Below are 21268 nucleotides of genomic sequence, written 5' to 3' on the forward strand. Positions count from 1 at the left end.
AGTGGAAGCAATGACTCGGGTTCCTCCAAGCGCGGAGCTGATTGGCGCGCTGGCTCTGCATTACGACGATCTCGTCGACTTCATCCGCCGGCGTTTTCAGGGCAGCCAATTTGCGCGCGACGTCGTGCATGATGTCTGCGTTCAAGTCCTGGAGAAACCGCCGAAGGAGCGCATCAAGTTACCGCTGGCGTTCCTGCGCCGCGCTTCCTTCAACAAGGCCATCGATCGCAGCCGGGCGGACAATACTCGCAATGCGTATTTCGAGTTGTCCGCCGAGGTGCCCGACTGGCACGTGCACGAGGTGGATGGTGCCTGCGCCCTGGATTTCGAGCAGCAGTTGGAAGCCCTGCTCGCCATTATCGAAGCGTTGCCAACGCGCGCGCGGCAGATATTCCTGTTGCATCGCATTCACGACATGTCGCGCCAGGACATTGCCCGCGAACTGGGTATCACCCTGAACATGGTGGGAAAGCATCTTTCCCGCGCCATGATCGCTATCGCTCGTGATTGGGAACCGGCGCGACAGGCGCTGGCGGGCCGATGATGCACCAAGATCCTGCAGGCAATCGACAAGACAACGATCCACTACAGCCCTACGAGGAGGCCCTCAAGACTCGTGTGCCTTCGCGCAATGAATTGCTCGCCGAAGCCAAGGCCTTCAGCGCGCGTCAGCGCCGGCGCAAGCAGACCCTGGCGGGGGGCCTTTCCGTGCTGGCGCTGGGCGTGGGATTGTGGGTCGCCGATCCTGCATGGCGCAGCGAGGAACAGCGCACGGCAGTCGGGCAAAGCAAGAGCCTGCTGTTGGCGGACGGCAGCCGGGTTGTTCTCAACAGCGCCACCGTTCTGCAGGTAGAGAGTCGCCTGCGCAGTCGGCAGATCGAACTGGTGGAAGGGGAGGCGACCTTTACCGTGGCGCATGGGCCGAAGCCATTCACCGTGCGCAGCCAGGGCGTTTCCGTCCGGGACATCGGCACTGCCTTCAATGTGCGCAGCGACCGGCGCGGGGTCTCGGTGACGGTACTCGAAGGCGCCGTCGCGGTAGGCAATGCGACTTCGCCGGAGCAGCGCCTGGAGGCGGGCCAGCAAATGACCTCAACCCGCTCGAGTCTGGGTCTGGTGCAGGCGGTAGACGCGGATCGCGCCATCGCCTGGCAGCACGGCAAGCTCCGTTTCGACGGCACCCCGCTACAGGATGTGCTGGTGGATATCCAGCGCTACCGCACGGCGCCAATCCGCCTGGCGGACCCGCGCGTGACGGGCTTGCGTGTGTCAGGCGAATTCGACACTCAGGCGGTTGAAGCGCTGATCGATCTGCTGCCGTCGATCCTGCCGGTGCAGGTGAGTCGCCGGCCGGATGGCAGCGTCGAAGTCGGCGCGCGCTGAGAGAAAAATATTTTCAACGCGACGTCACCTTTTCCGCGTCGCCATCCGCCTATCCCTGTGAACGTTATTTGATCGTGTCACTGGGGAGTTGAATGGACACTAAAGTACTCTCGCGCCGCTTCGGTTTCGCGCGCCTTTCGCTACTGGCAGGCGGCCTGTTGCTCGCTTCCACCCTGCAGGCGCAGGAAGCGCGCTATGCGTTTACGCTGCCGCCGCAACCGCTGGATCGGGCGCTCAACGAGTTGGCTCGGCAGACTGGCACTCGCATCCTCTTCGCCACGGACGCAACTGCGGGTCTGCAGGCTCCGGCGCTCAGCGGCGAACTGAGCGTGCAGCAGGCCTTGCGACTACTGCTGCGGGGAACCCGGCTGCGGCTGGAGCAGACCGCCGATGGCAGTTACCTGGTGGCTGCACCGCAGACTGATGCGGTGTTGGAAATGGATGCCACTCAGGTGCTCGGACAGCAGCTGGGGGAAGTCACCGAGCACAGCGGGTCCTACACCACCGGGAGCATGAGCGTGGGTACCAAGCTGGCCTCCTCGCTGCGCGAGACGCCGCAATCGGTCACCGTGGTAAGCCGCCAGCGCATGGACGACCAGAACCTGCAGAAGCTGGAAGACATCGCCACCTACACGCCGGGCCTGACCCTGCGCAAGACCGGTGGGGAACGCCCGGAGTTCTACTCCCGTGGCGCGGCCATCGACAACATCATGATCGACGGCCTGCCGGTGGCCTATGACAGCGACACCCTCGGTACCTCGACGCTGGCCATGTACGACCACGTGGAGGTGGTGCGCGGTGCCTCCGGCCTGATGGTCGGCGCGGGCAATCCTTCAGGCACCCTCAACCTGGTGCGAAAGCGCCCGACCTTGGCGCCACAGCTGACTTTCACCGGCAGTGCCGGACGCTGGGACGATTACCGGGGCGAAGTCGATGTCAGCGGCAAGCTGAGCGACAGCGGCGACCTGCGCGGCCGCTTCGTCGGCGCCTACCAGGATCGCAACAGCTTCGTCGACGCTTACGGCAACCAGCGCCAACTGTTCTACGGTATCGGCGAGTACGATCTCAACGAAGCCACGACCCTCACGCTGGGAGCCTGGTACAACCGCGAAGATAATCCCGGCGCCGACTGGAACGGTCTGCCCACGCGCCCCGATGGCAGCTTCTTCGACTTCTCCCGCGCCGCGCGCACGGCGCCGGACTGGACCTACTGGGACAAGGAAAACCGCAGCGCTTTTGCCGAAGTAGAGCACCGTTTCGATAACGACTGGAAGCTGCGGCTAAACGCGACCTGGCTGCGTGGCGACATGGACATGCTCGGCGGCAGCCTCTACACCGACGAGAACGATGCCTACCACCTGAACATCGGCCGCTATACGTACCAGCACACCCAGAAGAGTATCGATACTTACGCCAGCGGGCCTTTCAGCCTGTTCGGCGCCACCCACGAACTGGTGGTCGGCGCCAGTTGGCGGCGTGACGAAACCAACGATGGCCCCGGCGGCCCCGGCATCGATTCGGACGTGATCGTCGATCCGCAGCACTTCGACCCCAAGGCCTATCCCAAACCGTCCATCGACAACAACTGGTCGCGCGATGGCCATGAGCAGCAGTCGAGCACATACGCCACGGCGCGCTTCAACCTGCGTGAGGATGTGCACCTGATCCTCGGCTCGCGCCTGGACTGGTACGAATATGAGCAGCTCACCCATTCGGGCGAATACAGCTTTGGCGACGACTACAAGGCGACTCGCGAGTACACCCCCTATGCCGGAGTCATCTACGACCTGAACGACACTTATTCGGTCTACGCCAGCTGGACTCGCATCTTCAAACCCCAGGCAGCCCAGAGCGTGAGCGGCAGCCTGCTGGAGCCGGTGACCGGCACCAACTACGAAACCGGGATCAAGGGTGAGTATTTCGGTGGGGCGCTCAATGCCAGTGCGGCGCTTTTCCAACTGGTGCAGGAAAATCTCGCCAAGTCGCTGCCATCCGCACAATGCGCCCCGGGAGTGAGCGCCTGTTACGAGGCCAGTGGCGAAGTGCGTACCCGCGGTGTGGAGCTGGAAGTGGGCGGCGAGCTGGTGCCAGGCTGGCAGATGTCCGCCGGCTACACCTATGCCGGAGCCGAGTACACCAAGTCCAGCGACTCGGCAGAGAAGGGCGAGCGCTTTGACAGCGATACGCCCTACAACCTGTTCAAGGTCTTCACCACCTATCGATTGCCCGGTGAGCTGGATCGCTGGACAGTAGGCGGTGGCTTCCGTACCCAGAGCAGCGCCTACACCAGCTTCGGCGTGAAGCAGGGCGGCTACAGCGTCAGCGACTTCATGCTGGCCTACCAGCCCGCTGCGGAGTGGCAACTGCAGGCCAATCTGAACAACGCCTTTGACAAGCGCTACTACCAGAACATAAGCAACAGCTGGGGCGCCAACAGCTTCGGTGACCCGCGCAATCTGATGTTGACGGTGCGCTACAGCCCTGGCTTCTGAGGGGCACTGGTATCAGTGTCGTGATGACTGGCCGGTACAGGCCGCTGGGTTGGTGCCGGTCATATTTTCGTTGAGCTGCAATGCCTGCCTCCGACCCATAGCGGACTCTCATGCCTCGCGCTGCGGGCAGAGGTGCTCTATCCAGTCAGCTCCTTCTGCAAGGCATCGCCCAAAGCTTCGAAGGCCCGCGCGATACGTTTGATACGGCGCAAATCGGAGTGCATGGCGAGCCACACGTCTACCTCGAAGCCGAAGGTGCCTGGCAGCACCTGGGTCAGGGGATAGCGTGAAGCGACGGTGACTGGGCACAGGCCAAAGCCAAGTCCGGCGCGAATGGCTGCGAGCTGAGCCAGATGATTGTCCGTCGCGATCGCGAAGCGCTGATCCGCTTCGCACAGACCGGTTTCGACCAACCGGCGCAGATCGGCAGAGCGCCGATCAGGCCCTATCAAGGGAGCCTTGCGCAATGCGTCGAGACTCCTGGGCTCTCCATAGCGCTTCAGGCACTCGGCGCTGGCATAAATGCCGACCCGCAATACGCCAGGACGTCGCACCACCATGCCCGCTTCGCTTGGTCGTAGCAGGCGAACTGCAATGTCCGACTCCTGTCTGGCGAGGTCTTGCATCTGGTCGTTGATGCTCAGCTGGAGATCGAGCCCTGGATGGTCATGGTGGAAGTCACGCAATAGCCGTGGAAGGACTTCCACGCCCAGCAGATCACTGCTCGTGATTCTGACCGCACCGTGGGAGTCGTCCGTCTCCGAGCTGGCCATGCGATTGAATGCCTGGGCGGCAATGTCCATCGACTCCACGTGACGGATGAGCTGGCGTGCGGAGTCTGTCGGCGTCAGGCCAGTGGATGTCCGAGTGAACAGACTGAGCCCGAGGGCGCTTTCCAGATTCTCCAGACGCCGGCGCGCGGTGGACTGCGCTATGTCCAGCAGCCTGGCGGCGCCCGACAGACTTCCAGAGCGCAGCACAGCGAGGAATACCCGCTGTCCTTCCCACTCGATTCCGCTCATACATTTGCTACCAACGGTTGCTCCAATTGCTCTCTTCTGTCCGGCGCCTGGACCATGGATCATGCGCTTCTCGAACATCCCAATGCGCCATTGTAAGGAGTGACACCATGGGATTCACCGGACAGTGCCGATGCGGCAAGGTCAGCATTCGTCTGCATGCGGACGTCCTTCCACCGCTTTATGCGTGCCATTGCCTGAACTGCCAGCGCTGGAGCGGCAGTGCTTTCGGTCTACACCTGCTGTGCCAGGCGCAATGCGTAGAAGCTGTCGGCGAGCTGTGCGAGTACGCAGACGAACACCAGGGGCATAGCTCGACTCAATACGCCTGCGCGGCCTGCCTGACCCGCCTGTTCAATGAAACGACCGCAGCACCAGGCGTGCGCATAGTGCGTGCCGGCGTGCTTGAAGGCGCATCGCAGTGGACTCCGCGAGCACACATCTGGGCCAAACGCAAACAGCCCTGGATAGTGCTGCCGGCCGAAGCTCCCCAATGGCCGGAAAGCCCTACGCCGGAAGAATTTGCAGCAGCACTGATTTAATTTACGACCAGTGTCCGCTTCTGGCCGAAAGCCGCCGCTGGCAAATGGCGGCTTTCAACGCCGGACGGCTTCCGCCGCACCGTTCGCCGTTTGCAGCTCGACAGAAGCGCCGGAATTCGCCAGACCAGGCCTGTGCGTCAGGCCCGCCTTCTACGGTATCGGGCTCACATTGACCAAAGACGTCTGCGCAGGATGTCATCCAGCGTGCGGCTTATGGCTGTGCAGTTTCGGACCATCTCCATGCGCTCCCAGGTGGCCTGCTCGCCTTTACGCACCAGCTTGCGCAACTCGGCCAGGGGCAGCGGTGCGAGCAGCTTGAGCGGGTTGTGCCAGCGCTTGCCGAGGAACAGGTTGATGTCGGCGGTGTAGTCCTGCGCCAGGATGCTGTAGCCCAGGTGCTGCCAGCGAGCGAGGGTGGGGTTGCGCAGGCGCAGGTGGTCGCGGCCCAGGCGCAGCATATGGGTCGCCACACCTTTGCCGAGGCGGATCTGCCGGTTCACCGCGCTCTGCAGCAGGTTCGGCCGGGTGTCGGGATTGGGCGTGAAGAGCAGCGCCGCCGGGTTGGCCATGCTGGAAATGAAGTGGTTGACCCCGTACAGGCGGCCGAGGCGCTTGGCCGGCAGGTCGTCGAGGAAGGAACCGTCGATCCACTGCTGTTCCGGCAGGTAGGGAACCTGCAGGCCGGCGGCATTCTTCGCCTGCAGGGTGACCGGTGGGTAGATGCCGGAGATCGCACAGGACGCCATGATTGCAGAACGCACCAGCACCGTCGGGGCCGTGATGGCGTTGAGCAGGCGCGGTGCCTGTCTGGGCTGCAGGCCGGTGACGGTGATGTTCAGGTGGCGGCCACTGACCTTGTACGCTTCGGCGAAGGTCAGGTCCGGAATCAGTCGCTGCAGATAGCTGGCCAGGTCATTGGCTTCAAGTGTCGTTCGTGCCAGCGGACGTCGCTGGCGTTGCACTTGCATCAGCAGGTGCTCGGCCTGCAGGCGCTCCGGCAGCTCGGCATCGCTGTGGGTGCAGGCAATGGCAGCGAGAATCGAGCCGGCGCTGGAACCGGAGATGATCCGCGGCAGCAGTCCCTGCTCGAGCAGGGCCTTGAGCACGCCAGCGTGGAAGTAACCGAGTACCGCGCCGCCACTGAGCATCAGCGCCGAGCGACCGAAGCAGTGGCTGGCGCGCAGGAAGAAGTCCTTGCGTTCGGCCAGCGGTATGACGTTGTCGTCGAGCGCGTCGATGGCGGCCAGCGCGCGGCAGACTTCCTCGATGTACTGGTGGATCAGGTGCTTGGTGCCCAGGTGCGAATGGCCATACAGGGACGCCTTGCCCATGCCGGCAAGGTTTCCGTGGATACCCTCGTTGAGGGCGAACATCAGGCCGCCATAATCGCTGGCGTTGTGCAGGTCACGCAGGCGTTCGAAGCGCTGGCGCACGGTGCGGTAGTCGTAGTCCGCGCAGACTTCGTTGCGCCGCCAGTCATCCATGCCGGTGGCCTGGTCGCGGGCGGTCGCGTGCTGCGCCCACTCCTGGTAGCTGTGCGCATGGTCCATCCTGTCCTGCCATTGGCGGGCCGCCGACTTCTGCCTGAACATCGTTTCCTTCCTGTGCTGTGCGCGCTGACTTTCGGGTTGGGCCGCTCGGTGGACGGCCCGGACTTCAAGGGTTGCCGGGCTCTGCCTGGCCCCGGGTGGCAGGGCGCCTGCGTGGCGCGGCGGGCTTGTCCTCGGTCGGGCCGGTAGGGTTGTCGCGGGCGAGCGCCAGGTACTCGTCGGTGGACTCCTGCAGGCAGGCCATGTACACGTCCATGTCCGGCAGCATCTGCCGGTCGGCCAGAACCCCGAGGATGATCTGCCCGTAGAGGCTGGTGATGCCGTGGCTCAGGCCCATGCCGTCGAGCACCGGGACGATGGGGTAGGTGGCGAGAATCTCGGCACCGGCGAAGTACTTCTTCTCGGCGCCATTGGTCGGCCCCGGCACGTTGGTGATCAGGGTGTTCTGCAGGTGGAAGCGGCCGACGTAGCGGATCTGGTTCTGCAACCAGCCCCCGAACATGCGCACCGGCGCCGGGAGCATGTCGCCCAGGGAGGTTATCAGCTCGTGCATCACCTCCCTGGCCAGCGGCGCGCCGCGCCGGGTCCGTTCGGTGATGGCCTGCAGGCGCTGCTGCGGGTCCGACAGGTCGGTGCCCACGCCGATGAGCATCATCGAGATCAGGTTGCCCATGTCCCGGCGTGCGCCTTCCGGGCGCATGGCCACCGGGCACAGAGCGACCAGCGACTGGTCCACCGGCAGGGCTTCGCGGCGCAGCAGGTAGCGCCGCAGGGCGCCGGCGATGATCGCGATGATCACGTCATTCAGCGTGGCGCCTGGAGCGCAGCGGCGAATCTGCTTGAGCTCGGTGATCGGCCAGCAGGTGGCGCCGTAGGTGCGGTGTGGCGAAACCGGGGCATTGAACAGGGTGGTCGGCACGCGGTGCTGGTCCGGGCTGGCCTCGCCGCGCAACTGGGTGACCAGTTGCAGGCTCTTGTGTGCGACGCTGTAGCCGGCGCGGGCGCTGCGCAGCGATTGGCCGAGCAGGCGCGGCATGGTCTTGGCCCACATCTGCGCGCGGGTCGGCATCCGCTCGTTGAGCGGCTGGCGATAGGGGTTCTCGTCGAATTCGACCTGGTCGTCCATCAGCAGGGTGGTGATCTCCACCCCGGACTTGCCGTCGACGTAGGCATGGTGGAAGCGCAGCAGCAGGGCGAAGCTGCCCGGCGGGACACCTTCGACATTGTTCAGCCCCTCGATGATGGTGATGTCCCAGGGCGCGCGCTCCATGTCCAGGCTGCGCGACATCATCCGTGCGGTGAAGATGCACAGCTGGCGCCAGTCGCCGGGCTGCGGCAGGCCGACATGGCGGATGTGGTACTCCAGGTCGAAGTGCTTGTCCTCCAGCCAGTACGGGTCGTCCAGGCGGAACGGCGCGTGCTGCAGGCGCCGGCGGAACAGCGAGGTGCCGCTCAGGCGGCTGTCGATGAAGCGAATGATGTCCTTGTGCCGGACCAGTCCATTGGGCGCGGATCGCTGGTCGCAGATCCACAGGCCGCCGATGACCATCGGCTGGTGCGGGGCGTCGGAGTAGAAGAACTGCGCATCCATGGGGGTGAGTTGCTTCATGCTGACTGTTCCGGCGCGGGCCGGCCTCGAAGGGGATGTCCCGCACCGGGCAGGCCCGGTGCGGGAGGGCGTCACGGGGTGACGATGTTGAACTGCGGGGCCGGGCTGTCGATCATGCCGAGGAAGGCGCCCAGCGCCTTGGCGTCGCCGTCGAGCTTGATGTCGCCCTGCTTGATGGCGGTGGGGAAGTCCAGCTTGCGCAGGCTGATCTGGTCCAGCGTGCTCTTGGCCAGGGTGACGGTGACTGTCGGGTTGGCGCTCTTCTCGTCGTTGCGATGGGTCAGCACGCCGTTGCGCAGGGTCACTGCGTAGTCCTTGCCGAGGTCGCTGAACACCCAGTTCATCACCATGTCGTGCCCCTGGGCCTTGTCCGAATCCAGGCGGATCGCCAGGAAGTCGAAGAACTGGCCGGGCTCCATGCTCTTCACCACGTCGGCCTTGGTCGCCCCGGCGTCATACACCGGCACGCCGCCGCGCAGCTCCATGGCGCCGGTCAGGTAGATGTTGCGCCAGAGGGCGTTCTCCGCCTGGTAGCCGAGCTGCTCTAGGGCGTCGGCCTGCAGGGCCTTGGCCTGCTGGTTGTCCGGCTGGGCGAAGATCAGGTGGTTGCCCAGGGTCGCCGCCCAGCGGTAATCGCCCTTGTCGATGGCCGCGCGGACCAGCTTGAGCACCGCATCGGCGCCACCCAGGGCCTCGACATAGTGGTTGCCGGCGTCCACCGGGGTGAGCGGGTTGAGGTTCGCCGGGTTGCCGTCGTAGAAGCCCAGGTAGCGCTGGTACACGGCGCGCGAGTTGTGGCTGAGGGAGCCGTAGTAGCCGCGGGTGTACCACTTCTTCTCCAGCTCGCCGGGCAGCTTGTCCATCTTTTCGGCGATTTCGGTGGAGGTCAGCCCCTGATTCATCAGGTGCAGGGTGCGGTCATTGAGGAAGGCGTACATGTCGCGCTGGTCAGCCAGCAGCGTGCGGATGCGCTCGCCGCCCCAGGTCGGCCAATTGTGCGAGACGAACATCACGTCGGTCTTCTCGCCGTAGCGTTCCAGGCTGGCGTCGAGGTACTGCGACCAGGCCTTGGCGTCACGCACCAGTGCGCCCCGCGGGGTGAGGATGTTGTGCATCATCTGCGTGCTGTTCTCGGACATGCACAGCGCGCGCAGCTGCGGGAAGTAGAAGTTCATCTCCGCCGGCGCTTCGGTGCCGGGGGTGAGCTGGAACTCGATCTGGATGCCGGCAACGGTGTGGGTTTCATACTCGTTGCGGATCAGGTCGGTCGGCGCGATCAGCGTGAAGGTGCCGCCCGAGGGCAGCGCCTTGCCCATGCCGACGTCCAGCTGCCCGCGCTCGCCGCGCGGCAGGAAGGTGCCGAACTGGAACTGCGAGCGGCGGCTCATGGCGTTGCCGGCGAAGATGTTCTCGCTGATGGCGTGTTCCATGAAGCCGGACGGGGCGAAGATCTTCACCTTGCCACTCTTCACGTCCTCCTCGTCGACCACCCCGCGCACGCCGCCGAAGTGGTCGCCGTGGCTGTGGCTGTAGCCCACGCCGACGATGGGCTTCTTCGGCCGGTGCTGGTAGTACAGCTCCAGCGCCGCGCGGGCGGTTTCGGCATAGGTCAGCGGATCGATGACGAACAGGCCGTCCTTGCCTTCGATGATGGTCATGTTCGACACGTCCATCCCGCGCAGCTGGTAGATGCCGTCCGCGACCTGGAACAGGCCGGCATGGTTGTTCAGCTGGGCAGCGCGCCAGAGGCTCGGGTTGACCGTGTCGGGAGCCTTGTCCGCGTCGAGGAAGTCATGCGCCTGGCTGTCCCACACGACCCTTCCGGCGGCGTTGCGAATCTGCCCCTTGAAGGGCGCGACCAGCCCGCGGGTGACCGACTCGTAGTCGCTGCGGTCGCTGAAGGGCAGCACCTTGAGCACTTCCGCGTTCTTCGCCGCGGTGAGGCTGCTGGCCGGCTGGCTGGTGGTGGTTTCGGCGGCCAGCAGCGGCAGGTGGAGGCTGGCGGCGATGGCGCCGGCCAGCAGGCTGTGGGGCAGGTAACGACTGATCCGGGACTTCATGCGTGACTCCATGTTCTTGTTCTGGATGCCAAGGCGGCTACTGGAGGTTGCCGGCCACGGCGATGGTCTGCGCGGTGATGTAGTTGGATTCGGGCGAGCAGAACAGGTACACCGCGTCGGCCGCTTCCTGCACGCTGCCGGGGCGACCCAGCGGGTTGCGCTGGGCGAAGGACTTCGCCGCCTCGGGGCTGATGCCGACGCGGATGTCGCGGCCCTCGATGTTCACCGTTGCGCCGGCATGGGCGTCGGCGCGGGTCATGCGGGTCTCGATGAAACCGAAGGCCACGGCGTTGACGTTGACCTTGAAGCGGCCCCATTCGCGGGCCAGTGCGCGGGTCATGCCGGCGACACCGGCCTTGGCGCCGCTGTAGTTGATCTGCCCGGCGTTGCCGTTGAGCGCGGACACCGAGGAAATATTCACCACCTTGCGGAACACCTCGCGCCCGGCCTCGGCGTCGGCCTGGGCCTGCGCCTTGATGACCGGGTAGGCGGCGCGGAAGATGCGGAAGGGCGCGGTCATGTGGCAGTCGAGGATGGCGTACCACTGCTCGTCGCTCATCTTCTGCACCACGTCGTCCCAGGTGTAGCCGGCGTTGTTGACGATGATGTCGATGCCCTTGAAGCTCTCCATCGCGGTACGGATGTAGCGCTCGGCGAAGTCCGGCGCGCTGACGTTGCCGTGGCAGACCGCCGCCGCACCGCCCAGGTCGCGGATCATTGCCGCGGTTTCCTGCGCCGGTGCCAGGTCCAGGTCGTTGAGCACGATGCGTGCGCCTTCGCTGGCCAGCTTGAGTGCGATGGCCTGGCCGATGCCACGGCCGGAACCGGTGACCAGCGCCACCTTGCCGTCGAGTTTTGCCATGTTCTTGCTCCTTACTGCAGGGCGACGATGGCGTCGCCGACGATGCGGGTTTCGCCGTACTGGTTGGTGGTCTGGATTTCCAGCTTCACGCGCTGTTCGCCCTCGGCCTCGAACTTCTCCACCACCTTGCCGCTACAGGTGATCTGGTGGCCGAGGTGGGTGATGCCGGCGAAGCGCACGTCGAAGCCGCGCAACTGGCGCTGGTCGACCCAGCCGGTCAGCAGGCGGCCGAGGTAGGCCATGGACAACATTCCGTGGGCGAACACGTCGACCATGCCGGCCTTGCGCGCGTAGTCGGTGTCGATGTGGATCGGGTTGTGGTCGCCCGAGGCGCCGGCGAACAGCGCCAGGGTGGTGCGGTTGATCGGCGGCAGGGTCAGCGGCGGCAGGCTGTCGCCGACCTGCACGGAGTCGAATCGAACGTTGCTCATGGTGGGCCTCCGGGTCAGCCGTTGCGGTGGACGAGGGTGGTACGCAGGGTCGCCACGTGCTCGCCGCGCTGGTTGCTGACCTTCGACTCGCGGACCACGAAGCTCAGCGCGCCGCCTTTCTTGTCGTAGATGTCGGTGATGCGCACGTCGAAGTGCAGCGTGTCGCCGGCATAGGCCATGCGCTGGTAGGTGAAGGATTCCTCGCCGTGAAGGATGCGCGAGGAGACGATCCCCAGCTCGTCGCGCCAGGCCTGGTTGGGCATCTTGAAGGCCAGCGAGAAGAGGAAGGTCGGCGGCAGCGGCAGGCCGGGATGGCCGGCGTCGCGGGCGGCCTGCTCGTCGAAGTAGACCGGGTCGGTCTCGCCGATGGCCTTGGCGAAGAAGCGCAGCTGGCCGGCTTCGGCGACGGCGCTGAACGAGGGCAGGACCTTGCCGATGTGTTTGCTATCGATCATCTGGAAACTCCCGCCGTCAGTTCTTCTGGTACACAGTGACCACGCCCGCGCCGCCGAGGCCGAGGTTGTGCTGCACAGCGATGCGCGCCGCTTCGACCTGACGATCCCCGGCCGTGCCGCGCAGCTGGTGGGTCAGCTCGTAGCACTGGGCCAGGCCGGTGGCGCCCAGCGGGTGGCCCTTGGAAAGCAGGCCGCCGGACGGGTTGACCACCCAGCGCCCGCCATAGGTGTTGTCACCGTCGTTGACCAGCTTCTCGCCTTCGCCCTCGGTGCACAGGCCGAGGCCTTCGTAGGTGAGCAGCTCGTTCTGGGCAAAGCAGTCGTGCAGTTCGATCACGTTGATGTCGTTGACGCCGATGCCGGCCTGTTCGTAGGCCTGCTGTGCGGCCAGGCGGGTGACCTCGAAGCCGACCACGCGGATCATGTCGCGGGTGTCGAAGGACGCCGGAATATCGGTGGCCATCGACTGGCCGGCGATCAGCACGTCGGTGCGCAGGCCGTGCTTTTTTGCGAAGGCTTCGGAAACCACGATGGCCGCCGCCGCGCCGCAGGTGGGCGGGCAGGCCATCAGGCGGGTCAGCACGCCGGGCCAGAGAACCACATCGTTCATCACCTGTTCGGTGGTCACCACGTTGCGGAACACCGCCAGCGGGTTGCGCGCGGCGTGGCGGCTGGCCTTGGCGCGAATGGCGGCGAAGGTTTCCAGCTTGGTGCCGTACTTCTGCATGTGCGCGCGGCCGGCGCCGGCGAACTGGCGAATGGCATTGCTGGGTACGTCGATGCCGGTCACCAGCTCGCTGACCACCGCGTTGGCGCGCTCCAGCGCTGCCGGGCGATCTGGCCAGGCGGACTTCAGCGCGCCCGGGTTCATCTGTTCGAAGCCCACCGCCAGCGCACAGTCCACCGCGCCGCTGGCCACCGCCTGGCGGGCGAGGAAGAGGGCGGAGGAACCGGTGGCGCAGTTGTTATTGACGTTGAGCACCGGGATACCGGTCATGCCGGCGTGGTACACAGCCTTCTGGCCGCAGCAGGAATCGCCGTAGACGTAGCCGGCGTAGGCCTGCTGCACCAGGCGGTAGTCGATGCCGGCGTCTTCCAGCGCCTGGCGGATCGCCTGGGCCGCCATCACGTCGTAGAAGTCGCTGGTGCCGGGCTTCCTGAACTGGATCATGCCGACGCCGGCGACGAATGCTTTCTGGCTCATGGTTGTTGTCCTTGTGTGATCAGAGCTTGCGCGAGATCAGCTCGCGCATGACTTCGCTGGTGCCGCCGTAGATGCGGTTCACCCGCATGTCGACGAAGGCGCGGGCCACCGGGTACTCGAGCATGTAGCCGTAGCCGCCGTGCAGCTGGACCATTTCGTCCAGCGCCTTGCCCAGGGTTTCGGTGGCGAACAGCTTGGCGATGGCCGCTTCTTCCAGGGTCAGGCGGCGACGCATGTGCTCGGCCAGGTAGTGGTCGATCATCAGGCGCACGGCCGTGGCCTGGGCCTTGATGTCGGCGAGCTTGAAACGGGTGTTCTGGAAGTCCCAGACGGTCTGGCCGAAGGCCTTGCGGTTCTTCACGTAGTCCAGGGTGTGGTCGAGCACCGCCTCCAGTCGCGCGGCGGCGGAAACGGCGATGGAGAAGCGCTCCTGCGGCAGCTCGCCCATCAGGTAGGCGAAGCCCTTGCCTTCCTCGCCCAGTCGGTTGGCCACCGGCACCCGCACGTTGTCGAAGTACAGCTCGGCGGTGTCCTGGGCGTGCTGGCCTACCTTGTCCAGCTTGCGTCCGCGCTGGAAGCCGGTGCGGTCGGTTTCCACGGCAATCAGGCTGATGCCCTTGGCGCCTGCTTCCGGATCGGTCTTGCAGACAACGATCACCAGGTCGGCGGACAGCCCGTTGCTGATGAAGGTCTTGCTGCCGTTGATCACGTACTCGTCGCCGTCGCGGATGGCGGTAGTACGCACCGCTTTGAGGTCGCTGCCGGTGCCCGGTTCGGTCATGGCGATGGCGAGGATCAGCTCACCCGAGCAGGCGTCGGGCAGCCAGCGGCGCTTCTGTTCTTCGCTGCCGCAGCGGGCGATGTAGGGGGCGATGATGTCCGAGTGCATGCCCATCCCGTTGCCGGACAGGCCGGCACGGTTGAACTCCTCGTTGTACACCGCGCTGTGGCCGAAATCGCCGCCACCACCGCCGTATTCGGTGGGCAGGGTGATGCCCAGCAGGCCTTCGCGGCCGGCCTTCAGCCAGGTCTCACGGTCCCACTGTCCGGCCTGGTTCCAGGCTTCCTGGCGCGGCACGCACTCACGTTCGAAGAAGCGCCGCACCGTGGTGCGGAAGATTTCATGGTCGTCGCGGAAGACGCTGCGCTCGATGTGCACGGAGGGCTCCTGTTGCCGACCGGCCGCGCCGGTCGTTGGGGTGATGTCTGGTTGTCGCGGCAAAGGCGCGAAGGCCTGGTGGTTACGGTAGGGGCGCGCGGGGCGGCGCTACTCCACCCGGGCCGGGTGGTTCAGTCGCGGTCCCAGTCGTAGCGGGAAGGTTCGCCACGCAGGAAGGCGGACACCGCTTCATCGTGATAGGGCGCGGTGGAGGCGACGCCCTGGGCGAGGCCTTCCAGTTCTGCCATGGCCTGCCACGGGGTTTCGTAGCTCTGGTTGAGCAGGCGCTTGCTCATGGCGATGGCGTCGCGCGGTGAAGCGAGGAAGCGCCGGGCCAGCCATTGCGCGGCGGCGGCCAGCTCTTCGGGGCGGTGTATCGAGTGCACGATGCCCAGCTCGCGGGCCTCCTCGACGGCCACCCGGCGAGCGCTGAACAGCAGTTCCTTGGCCTTCTGCAGGCCGACTACCCGCGGCAACGTATAGAGCGCGCCGGAGTCGGGCACCAGGCCGAGCCTGGCGAACGGCAGGCAAAAGGAGGCGCGCTCGGAGGCGAGAATGAAATCCGCCAGCAGGGCAATGGCGAACCCGGCGCCATAGGCCGGGCCATCGACGGCGGCGATCACCGGGATCTCCAGCCCCCGCAGGCGCTCCAGCCAGCCGTGCAGGCGGCGGATGCGCAGGCGCATGGCGTTGGCCGAGTTGACTTCAGGGTCGCTGCTGAGCTGGCGTTCCTTGAGCGACCGGATGTCGCCGCCCGCGCAGAAGCTGCCGCCGGAGCCGGTGATGATCAGCGCGCGGAGGCTGCGATCGGCCTCCAGGCGGTCGAGCATGTCCGCGTAGTCCTCACGCAGCTCCAGCGACAACGCATTGCGTGCCGCTGGCTTCAGGTGGGTAAGGGTGGCGATGCCATCGGCGATGGCCAGCTGCGACTCGCGCAGCTCGATCAGTTCGGTGCTCATGGTGGACTCCGCAGGAAGAGTCCATCCATGCTCGGCTGCGCGCGGACCGGCGCCGCCACCCGGGGTGGGTGGCGGCGTTGCTTCAGCGCGGGGTGCTGTTGGCGGTTTCCGCGTCGCGCAGGCGGGCTACCGCTTCGTCCCGGCTGCCGACGCCGAGCTTGCTGTAGATGTGCCGCAGGTGCCACTTCACGGTTTCGTGGGACAGGCCGAGCGCCCGCGCGATCTTCTTGTTCGGCAGGGCCTGGGCCAGCAGGCGCAGCACTTCCAGCTCGCGCTCGCTCAGCGGCTCCATGCCGGCCCCCAGCTGCAGGCCGGTGGTGCGGGGAGCTGCTTGCGCCGTCACCGGTTGCAGCACCGTGCGCCGCGTACCGCGCAGGCGCTCGACGTAGAAGGCCAGCACCGGGTCGAGTTGCTGGTCGCGGGTGAGTGTCTCGATCAGTTGCAGGGCGTCCGGGTGAGCATCGACCACGCTACGCAACTGGCCCAAACGCTGGGCCGTGCGCAGCAGCGCCATGACCTTTTCTCGGGCCTGGTCGATCTGTCCGCGTTGGGCGTCGAACACCGCGCAGAGCATCTTCAGGCGCGTCACGGCGAGCTGCCGGCCGTCCTGCTCGCCGGCTTCGATCATGCGGTTCAGGCGCAGCGTGGCGCTGTGCAGGTCGCCGTGGGCGGCATCCCAGCGCACGTGGGCGTTCTCGACGATGATGAAGATGTCCTTGCGATGGCTGGTGGCGGCGCCAGGGTGGCGTGCGGCAATGGCGTCCAGCCGGGCGAGCTTGGTCTCCGCAGCCACTACCTCTCCCAGCTGCAAGTGCCAGTGCACCTGCCAGACCAGCGCGTGGGCCATCAGCCGGTCGAGCTGGTGCCGGCGCGCGTACTCGTCCAGGTGTTCGAGATAGGCGAACGCCTCGCGACGGTTGCCGGCCACCCAGTGCGCCTTGCCCAGCACCTCCAGCGCGCGCAGTACCGAGTCGGGAATCGAGATGCGCTCCAGCAGGTCGATCTGCGGCTCCAGCAGTTGCAGGGCATCGTCGATCTCATTGGTTTCATAGAGCGTGTCGCCGAGCAGCGCCGTCGCCAGGTGTCGGGCGTCGGCGCAGGAGCGGCCGTGGCGCTGCGCTTCGTAGATGACCTCGCGGTAGATCCGCTCGGCCTGGGCGATCTGCCCCTCCATGGCCAGGCTCAGGCCGATCAGGCAGCGACCCTGCAGGGTGCCGCCGGCAGTACCGAGCAGCGGCGCGCCATCCACCAGCAGGGGCGGGCGCTCCAGTTGCACCTGGCGTGCGCGTTCGTACTCGCCGCGGTTCATGTACAGCCAGGAGAGGATGTTCAGGCTGCCGCCGATCATCACCGAGTTGACGCCGGGCGGCGGATTCAGCAATTGCGGGAGTATCTCCAGCGCCTCGTCGGTGTTGTCCCGTTGCACCGCCAGCACGGCGCGCAGCATGGCGACGCGGAAGCGCGAGTCGTTGTCGTCCGCCGGGACGTCACGGTCAAGTTCGGCGATGCTCTGTTCGCAGGCAGTGAAGTCGCGGGCGAACACCTGCATGCGGGCCAGCAGCAGGCGCAGGCGGATGCTGGTCTGCACCTGTTCCCTGGGCAGCAGGCGGGCCAGCTCCACGAGGATGCGCAGGTCGCCCTGGGCATACAGCGCTTCCAGGCGCTCCTCGACGAGTTGCGCGGCGGCGACAGCCTCGCCACCGGCGACGGCATGGCGCACCGCGTCGATCAGCTGGTCGCGTTCGCGCAGCCAGCTCCAGGCGCGGCTGTGCACGCTGCGCTGGTGTTCGGGGGAACGGCGGGCAAACAGGCCGAGCAGGGTTTCGCGCAGCAGCGGGTGCAGCCGGTACCAGCTTTCCGGGTCGTTGCTGTCCAGGGCGATGAGGAACAGGTTGTCCTGTTCCAGGCGGGCCAGCAGCGCCAACGCTTCGGCCACCGCGTCGGGGCGGTTCACCAGGGCGGCGCAGAGCGCCGGGCAGAAGCGATTGCAGACGGCGGTGTGCACCAGCAGTTCGACTTCATCGGGCTCCAGGCGCGCCAGCACGGCGGATTCAAAGTAGCGCGCAAAGGCCTCGTGGTCGCGCAGGGGCGAAGGGGTTTCACCGACCGCTGGGCCGGCGTCGACCGGTTTTCGCCGGCTGGCGGCGAGCAGTTGCAGGCCGGCGATCCAGCCGTCGGTCAGCTCATGGATCTGCTGCACTTCGGTGGCTGGCAACTCGCCCAGCTGCTGCTGGAGAAACTGCCGGGTCTCGTCGTGGGTGAATCCGAGGTCTCGCAGGTCCAGTTCGAGAATCTGCTCCTGGCTGCGCAGCCGGGCCAGCGAGAGCGGCACGGCGCTGCGAGTGCCGAGCACCAGGTGCAGATTGGCCGGGGCATAGTCCAGCAGCCACTGCAGGGCCTGGTGGATACCGACATCGGTGAGGCTGTGCAGGTCGTCGAGCACCAGCACCACTTCCTGGCGGCTGTTGGCGATGCCCTGCACCAGGGTGATGACGGTGCGCTCCACTGATTCGCTGTCGAAGCCGTGCGCCTCCATCAGGGAGGCTTCCTGGACCATCTGCAGGTCGATCTGCGCCAGGCTGCCGAGCAGGTAGTCGATGAAGCGGCCCAGTTCGTTGTCTTCCTCGCAGAGGCTCAGCCAGGCGACCTCGAAGCCCAGCGACAGCAGTTGCTGGCGGCAGGCCAGCAGCACGGTGGTCTTGCCCCAGCCGGCGGGGCCCTTGATCACGGTGCAGCGCCGCCGCCGGCTTTCCACCAGGCGCTGGACCAGACGTTCACGCGGGATGATCCGGCCGCCGCTGCGCGGGGGGGCCAGGCGCGAGCGGTCCAGGGTGGTGGTCAGGGCGGGTTCGGCCCGCTCGTCGAGCGGGGCTGGGGCAGTTCTTCTTGTGGTGGTGCTGGGCTTTTCCATGGCATTTCCAGGCAGTCTCGAGCGCCCGCGATTGTTGTCGGTCTGTACGGGCGTCCTTCAGAGAATGCCTACAAGCGATAGCCTTCACCAGTGCCTTTTGCCACCTGGCCCCGACAGCTGCCACCCGCCACCCGACGCGGGTGGCGGCCACGCCCATCGGGCGTTGCTCCAATGCGGAAAAGCCGCCAATGGGCGGTATCGCTGCGGCAACAGCCGCGCCAGAAAGGCAAGGAACGACGTCAATGGGTGTGTTGAGCGGTATTCGAGTTCTGGAGTTCGAGGCCATCGGCCCGGCACCTTTCGCCGCCATGTTGCTGGCGGATATGGGCGCGGACGTGATTCGCATCGACCGGCCCGTCGCCCATGGCGACCTGGGGCCGAAGATGGACGGGCCAAAGGTGGAAATCACCGGCCGCGGCCGGCGCTCGGTCACGCTCGACCTGAAGCGCCCGGAGTCTGCGGCGGTCGCCCTGGAATTGATCGAACGCGCCGACGTACTGATCGAAGGCTTCCGTCCGGGCACGCTGGAGCGCCTCGGACTCGGCCCGGAGCAGGCGCTGGCGCGCAATCCCGGGCTGGTCTACGGCCGCATGACCGGCTGGGGCCAGCATGGCCCGCTGGCCCAGCGCGCCGGCCACGACATCAACTACATCGCGCTGTCGGGCGTGCTCTCGGGCATCGGCCCGGTGGCCGGGCGCCCGCTGCCGCCGCTGAACCTGGTCGGCGACTACGGTGGTGGCGGCATGTTGCTGGCCATGGGTGTGCTGGCGGCGCTGGTCAACGTCCAGCGCGGCGGCGCCGGGCAGGTGGTGGACGCTGCCATGGCCGAAGGCGCGGCCCAACTCGGTTCGGTGTTCTGGGGGCTGCTGGCATCGGGCAACTGGCGCGAGGAGCGCGGCAGCAACCTGCTCGACGGTGGCGCGCCCTGGTACGACACCTACCGCACCCTGGACGGCGGCTACATGGCCATCGGCCCGGTGGAGTCGCGCTTCTATGCCGAACTGCTGGACAAGCTCGGCCTGGCCGGCGAGAGCCTGCCGCCGCAGCACGACCGCCACGGCTGGCCGCGCCTGCGCGAGGCGTTCATCCGCGCCTTCCTGCAGCGACCACGCGACGAATGGTGCGAAATCTTCGCCGACAGCGATGCCTGCGTGGCGCCGGTGCTCGGCTTCGCCGAAGCCGCCGGGCATCCCCATGCCCAGGCGCGCGGCAGCTTCATGGAAATCGCCGGGGTGGTGCAGCCGGCTCCGGCGCCGCGCTTCCTCGGCACCCCCGGTGCCACTCCGCAGCCAGCGCCCGCGCGTGGGCAGTTCGGCCAGGCGGCGCTGCGCGACTGGGGGCTGGACGCCGCCCTGATCGAGCGCCTGCGTGCCAGCGGTCTGGGCGCCGATGCCTGACTGAACCCTGATCACAGCACAAGAAGAGACCGCCATGTCCAACGCCTACATCCTTTCCCCCGTGCGCACGCCTATCGGCAAGTTCGGCGGCGCGCTCGCCAGCGTGCCGACGGCGGACCTGGCTGCGCGGGTCCTGCAGGAAGTCCTGCGGCGCAGCGGAGTGCCCGCCGGACAGGTCGACGAAGTGATAGTCGCGCAGTCCTACCAGTCCAGCGAGGCGCCCTGCATGGGCCGCTACGCCGCCTCCCTGGCCGGCCTGCCCGACGAAGTGGCCGGCTACTCGGTGGACCGTCGTTGCGGCTCCGGCCTGCAGGCGGTGATCGATGCGGCCATGCAGGTCCAGACCGGCGCTGCCGACTGCCTGCTGGTGGCCGGCGTCGAAAGCATGAGCAACATCGAGTACTACAGCACCAGCATGCGCTGGGGCGCGCGGCTGGGCGACGTGAAGCTTCATGACCGTCTCGACCGTGGCCGGGTCAACTCGCAGCCGGCGAGCCGCTACGGCGACTGCCCTGGCGGCGCAGTGGAGACCGCCGAGAACCTAGTGCGCGACTACGGCATCAGCCGTGAAGCCTGCGACCGCTGGGCTGTCGGCAGCCACCTGAAGGCCGCGGCGGCCTGGAGCCAGGGGCGTTTCGATGCCGAGGTCATGCCGGTCGAGGTGCCGCAGCGCAAGGGTGAACCGCTGATCGTCAGCCGCGATGAAGGCATCCGTGAAGATGCCAACTATGCCGCCATGGCCAGGCTGGCGCCGGTCATCAAGGGCGGCACCGTCACCGCCGGCAGCGCCAGCCAGCAGAACGACGCGGCGGCCGGCTGCCTGGTGGTCTCCGAGCGCTTCGTGATCCAGCACGATCTGCGTCCGATGGCGCGTTTCGCCGGCTGGGCCTCGGCCGGTTGCCATCCGCTGCGCATGGGCATCGGTCCGGTGCCGGCGGTGGCGAAGCTGCTGCGGCGACTGCAGCTGGAGCTGGCCGACATGGACCTGATCGAGGTGAACGAGGCCTTCGCCGGACAGGTGCTTGCCGTGCTGCGCGAGTGGCAGCTGGAAGACGACCCGCGGGTCAACGTCAATGGCTCGGGCATCTCCCTGGGCCACCCCATCGGTGCCACCGGGCTGCGGATCATGACCTCGCTGCTCCACGAGATGCAGCGCCGCAACGCCCGGTACGGCCTGGAAACCATGTGCATCGGCGGCGGGCAGGGGCTCGCCGCGGTGTTCGAACGCGTCTGAG

At 66.6% G+C, this 21268-nt stretch carries 17 protein-coding genes; 6 read left to right on the forward strand and 11 right to left on the reverse strand.

What is annotated here, in order from left to right:
• Positions 1 to 10 precede the first annotated feature (10 nt).
• The 3 genes from ABKS89_RS12480 (at position 11) to ABKS89_RS12490 (ending at position 3875) form a co-directional block, all read left to right on the forward strand.
• On the forward strand, positions 11 to 544 hold the full coding sequence (locus tag ABKS89_RS12480) for an RNA polymerase sigma factor (RefSeq protein ID WP_151187369.1): 534 nt from the start codon (positions 11 to 13) through the stop codon (positions 542 to 544).
• Positions 541 to 1383 (forward strand): FecR family protein, encoded by an 843-nt coding sequence (locus tag ABKS89_RS12485; RefSeq protein ID WP_348589315.1) that lies wholly within the window; start codon positions 541 to 543, stop codon positions 1381 to 1383. Before ABKS89_RS12480 ends, ABKS89_RS12485 begins: the two co-directional genes overlap by 4 nt.
• 92 nt (positions 1384 to 1475) lie before the next feature.
• The gene (locus ABKS89_RS12490) at positions 1476 to 3875 is read left to right on the forward strand and encodes a TonB-dependent siderophore receptor (RefSeq protein WP_348589314.1); all 2400 of its coding nucleotides are present in this window, start codon (positions 1476 to 1478) and stop codon (positions 3873 to 3875) included.
• Between the two features lie 137 nt (positions 3876 to 4012).
• Here the strand turns inward: ABKS89_RS12490 and ABKS89_RS12495 are convergent, their stop codons facing one another.
• Entirely contained in the window at positions 4013 to 4897 is an 885-nt protein-coding gene (locus ABKS89_RS12495; protein WP_348589409.1) for a LysR family transcriptional regulator, read from the reverse strand.
• Between the two features lie 107 nt (positions 4898 to 5004).
• On the opposite strand from ABKS89_RS12495, the gene ABKS89_RS12500 reads away from it, so the two are divergent.
• On the forward strand, positions 5005 to 5436 hold the full coding sequence (locus ABKS89_RS12500; protein WP_151187362.1) for a GFA family protein: 432 nt from the start codon (positions 5005 to 5007) through the stop codon (positions 5434 to 5436).
• 164 nt (positions 5437 to 5600) lie between these two features.
• On the opposite strand, the gene ABKS89_RS12505 is transcribed toward ABKS89_RS12500, so the two are convergent.
• The 10 genes from ABKS89_RS12505 to ABKS89_RS12550 form a co-directional block, all read right to left on the reverse strand.
• Positions 5601 to 7028, reverse strand: a complete 1428-nt coding sequence (locus tag ABKS89_RS12505) for a DUF3336 domain-containing protein (RefSeq protein WP_348589313.1) — start codon at positions 7026 to 7028, stop codon at positions 5601 to 5603.
• A gap of 64 nt (positions 7029 to 7092) precedes the next feature.
• On the reverse strand, positions 7093 to 8595 hold the full coding sequence (locus ABKS89_RS12510) for a wax ester/triacylglycerol synthase family O-acyltransferase (RefSeq protein WP_348589312.1): 1503 nt from the start codon (positions 8593 to 8595) through the stop codon (positions 7093 to 7095).
• A gap of 71 nt (positions 8596 to 8666) precedes the next feature.
• A complete protein-coding gene (locus tag ABKS89_RS12515) occupies positions 8667 to 10655 on the reverse strand; it encodes an alkyl/aryl-sulfatase (protein WP_348589311.1) in 1989 nt (662 codons plus the stop codon).
• Positions 10656 to 10692: 37 nt separating this feature from the next.
• Positions 10693 to 11517 (reverse strand): SDR family NAD(P)-dependent oxidoreductase, encoded by an 825-nt coding sequence (locus ABKS89_RS12520; protein WP_192382789.1) that lies wholly within the window; start codon positions 11515 to 11517, stop codon positions 10693 to 10695.
• 11 nt (positions 11518 to 11528) lie between these two features.
• A complete protein-coding gene (locus tag ABKS89_RS12525) occupies positions 11529 to 11948 on the reverse strand; it encodes a MaoC family dehydratase (protein WP_348589310.1) in 420 nt (139 codons plus the stop codon).
• Between the two features lie 14 nt (positions 11949 to 11962).
• Complete coding sequence (locus tag ABKS89_RS12530; protein ID WP_348589309.1) at positions 11963 to 12403, reverse strand: MaoC family dehydratase N-terminal domain-containing protein; 441 nt, start codon at positions 12401 to 12403, stop codon at positions 11963 to 11965.
• A 16-nt stretch (positions 12404 to 12419) separates the two neighbouring features.
• Positions 12420 to 13607, reverse strand: coding sequence for a lipid-transfer protein (locus ABKS89_RS12535; RefSeq protein WP_348589308.1), 1188 nt, complete (start codon positions 13605 to 13607; stop codon positions 12420 to 12422).
• Positions 13608 to 13626: 19 nt separating this feature from the next.
• Entirely contained in the window at positions 13627 to 14766 is a 1140-nt protein-coding gene (locus ABKS89_RS12540) for an acyl-CoA dehydrogenase family protein (protein WP_348589307.1), read from the reverse strand.
• A 131-nt stretch (positions 14767 to 14897) separates the two neighbouring features.
• On the reverse strand, positions 14898 to 15725 hold the full coding sequence (locus tag ABKS89_RS12545; RefSeq protein ID WP_348589306.1) for an enoyl-CoA hydratase/isomerase family protein: 828 nt from the start codon (positions 15723 to 15725) through the stop codon (positions 14898 to 14900).
• A gap of 82 nt (positions 15726 to 15807) precedes the next feature.
• Positions 15808 to 18636: a winged helix-turn-helix domain-containing protein gene (locus ABKS89_RS12550; protein WP_348589305.1), complete on the reverse strand. Its 2829-nt coding sequence runs from the start codon at positions 18634 to 18636 to the stop codon at positions 15808 to 15810.
• 242 nt (positions 18637 to 18878) lie between these two features.
• Between ABKS89_RS12550 and ABKS89_RS12555 the strand changes: the two genes are divergently transcribed.
• Together ABKS89_RS12555 and ABKS89_RS12560 are read left to right on the forward strand one after the other, a co-directional pair.
• Positions 18879 to 20033 (forward strand): CaiB/BaiF CoA transferase family protein, encoded by a 1155-nt coding sequence (locus ABKS89_RS12555; RefSeq protein WP_348589304.1) that lies wholly within the window; start codon positions 18879 to 18881, stop codon positions 20031 to 20033.
• A gap of 34 nt (positions 20034 to 20067) precedes the next feature.
• The gene (locus ABKS89_RS12560) at positions 20068 to 21267 is read left to right on the forward strand and encodes an acetyl-CoA C-acetyltransferase (protein ID WP_348589303.1); all 1200 of its coding nucleotides are present in this window, start codon (positions 20068 to 20070) and stop codon (positions 21265 to 21267) included.
• Position 21268: the final 1 nt, after the last annotated feature.

The sequence above is a fragment of the Pseudomonas sp. LABIM340 genome, assembly GCF_040017195.2.
Taxonomy (GTDB): Bacteria; Pseudomonadota; Gammaproteobacteria; order Pseudomonadales; family Pseudomonadaceae; genus Pseudomonas.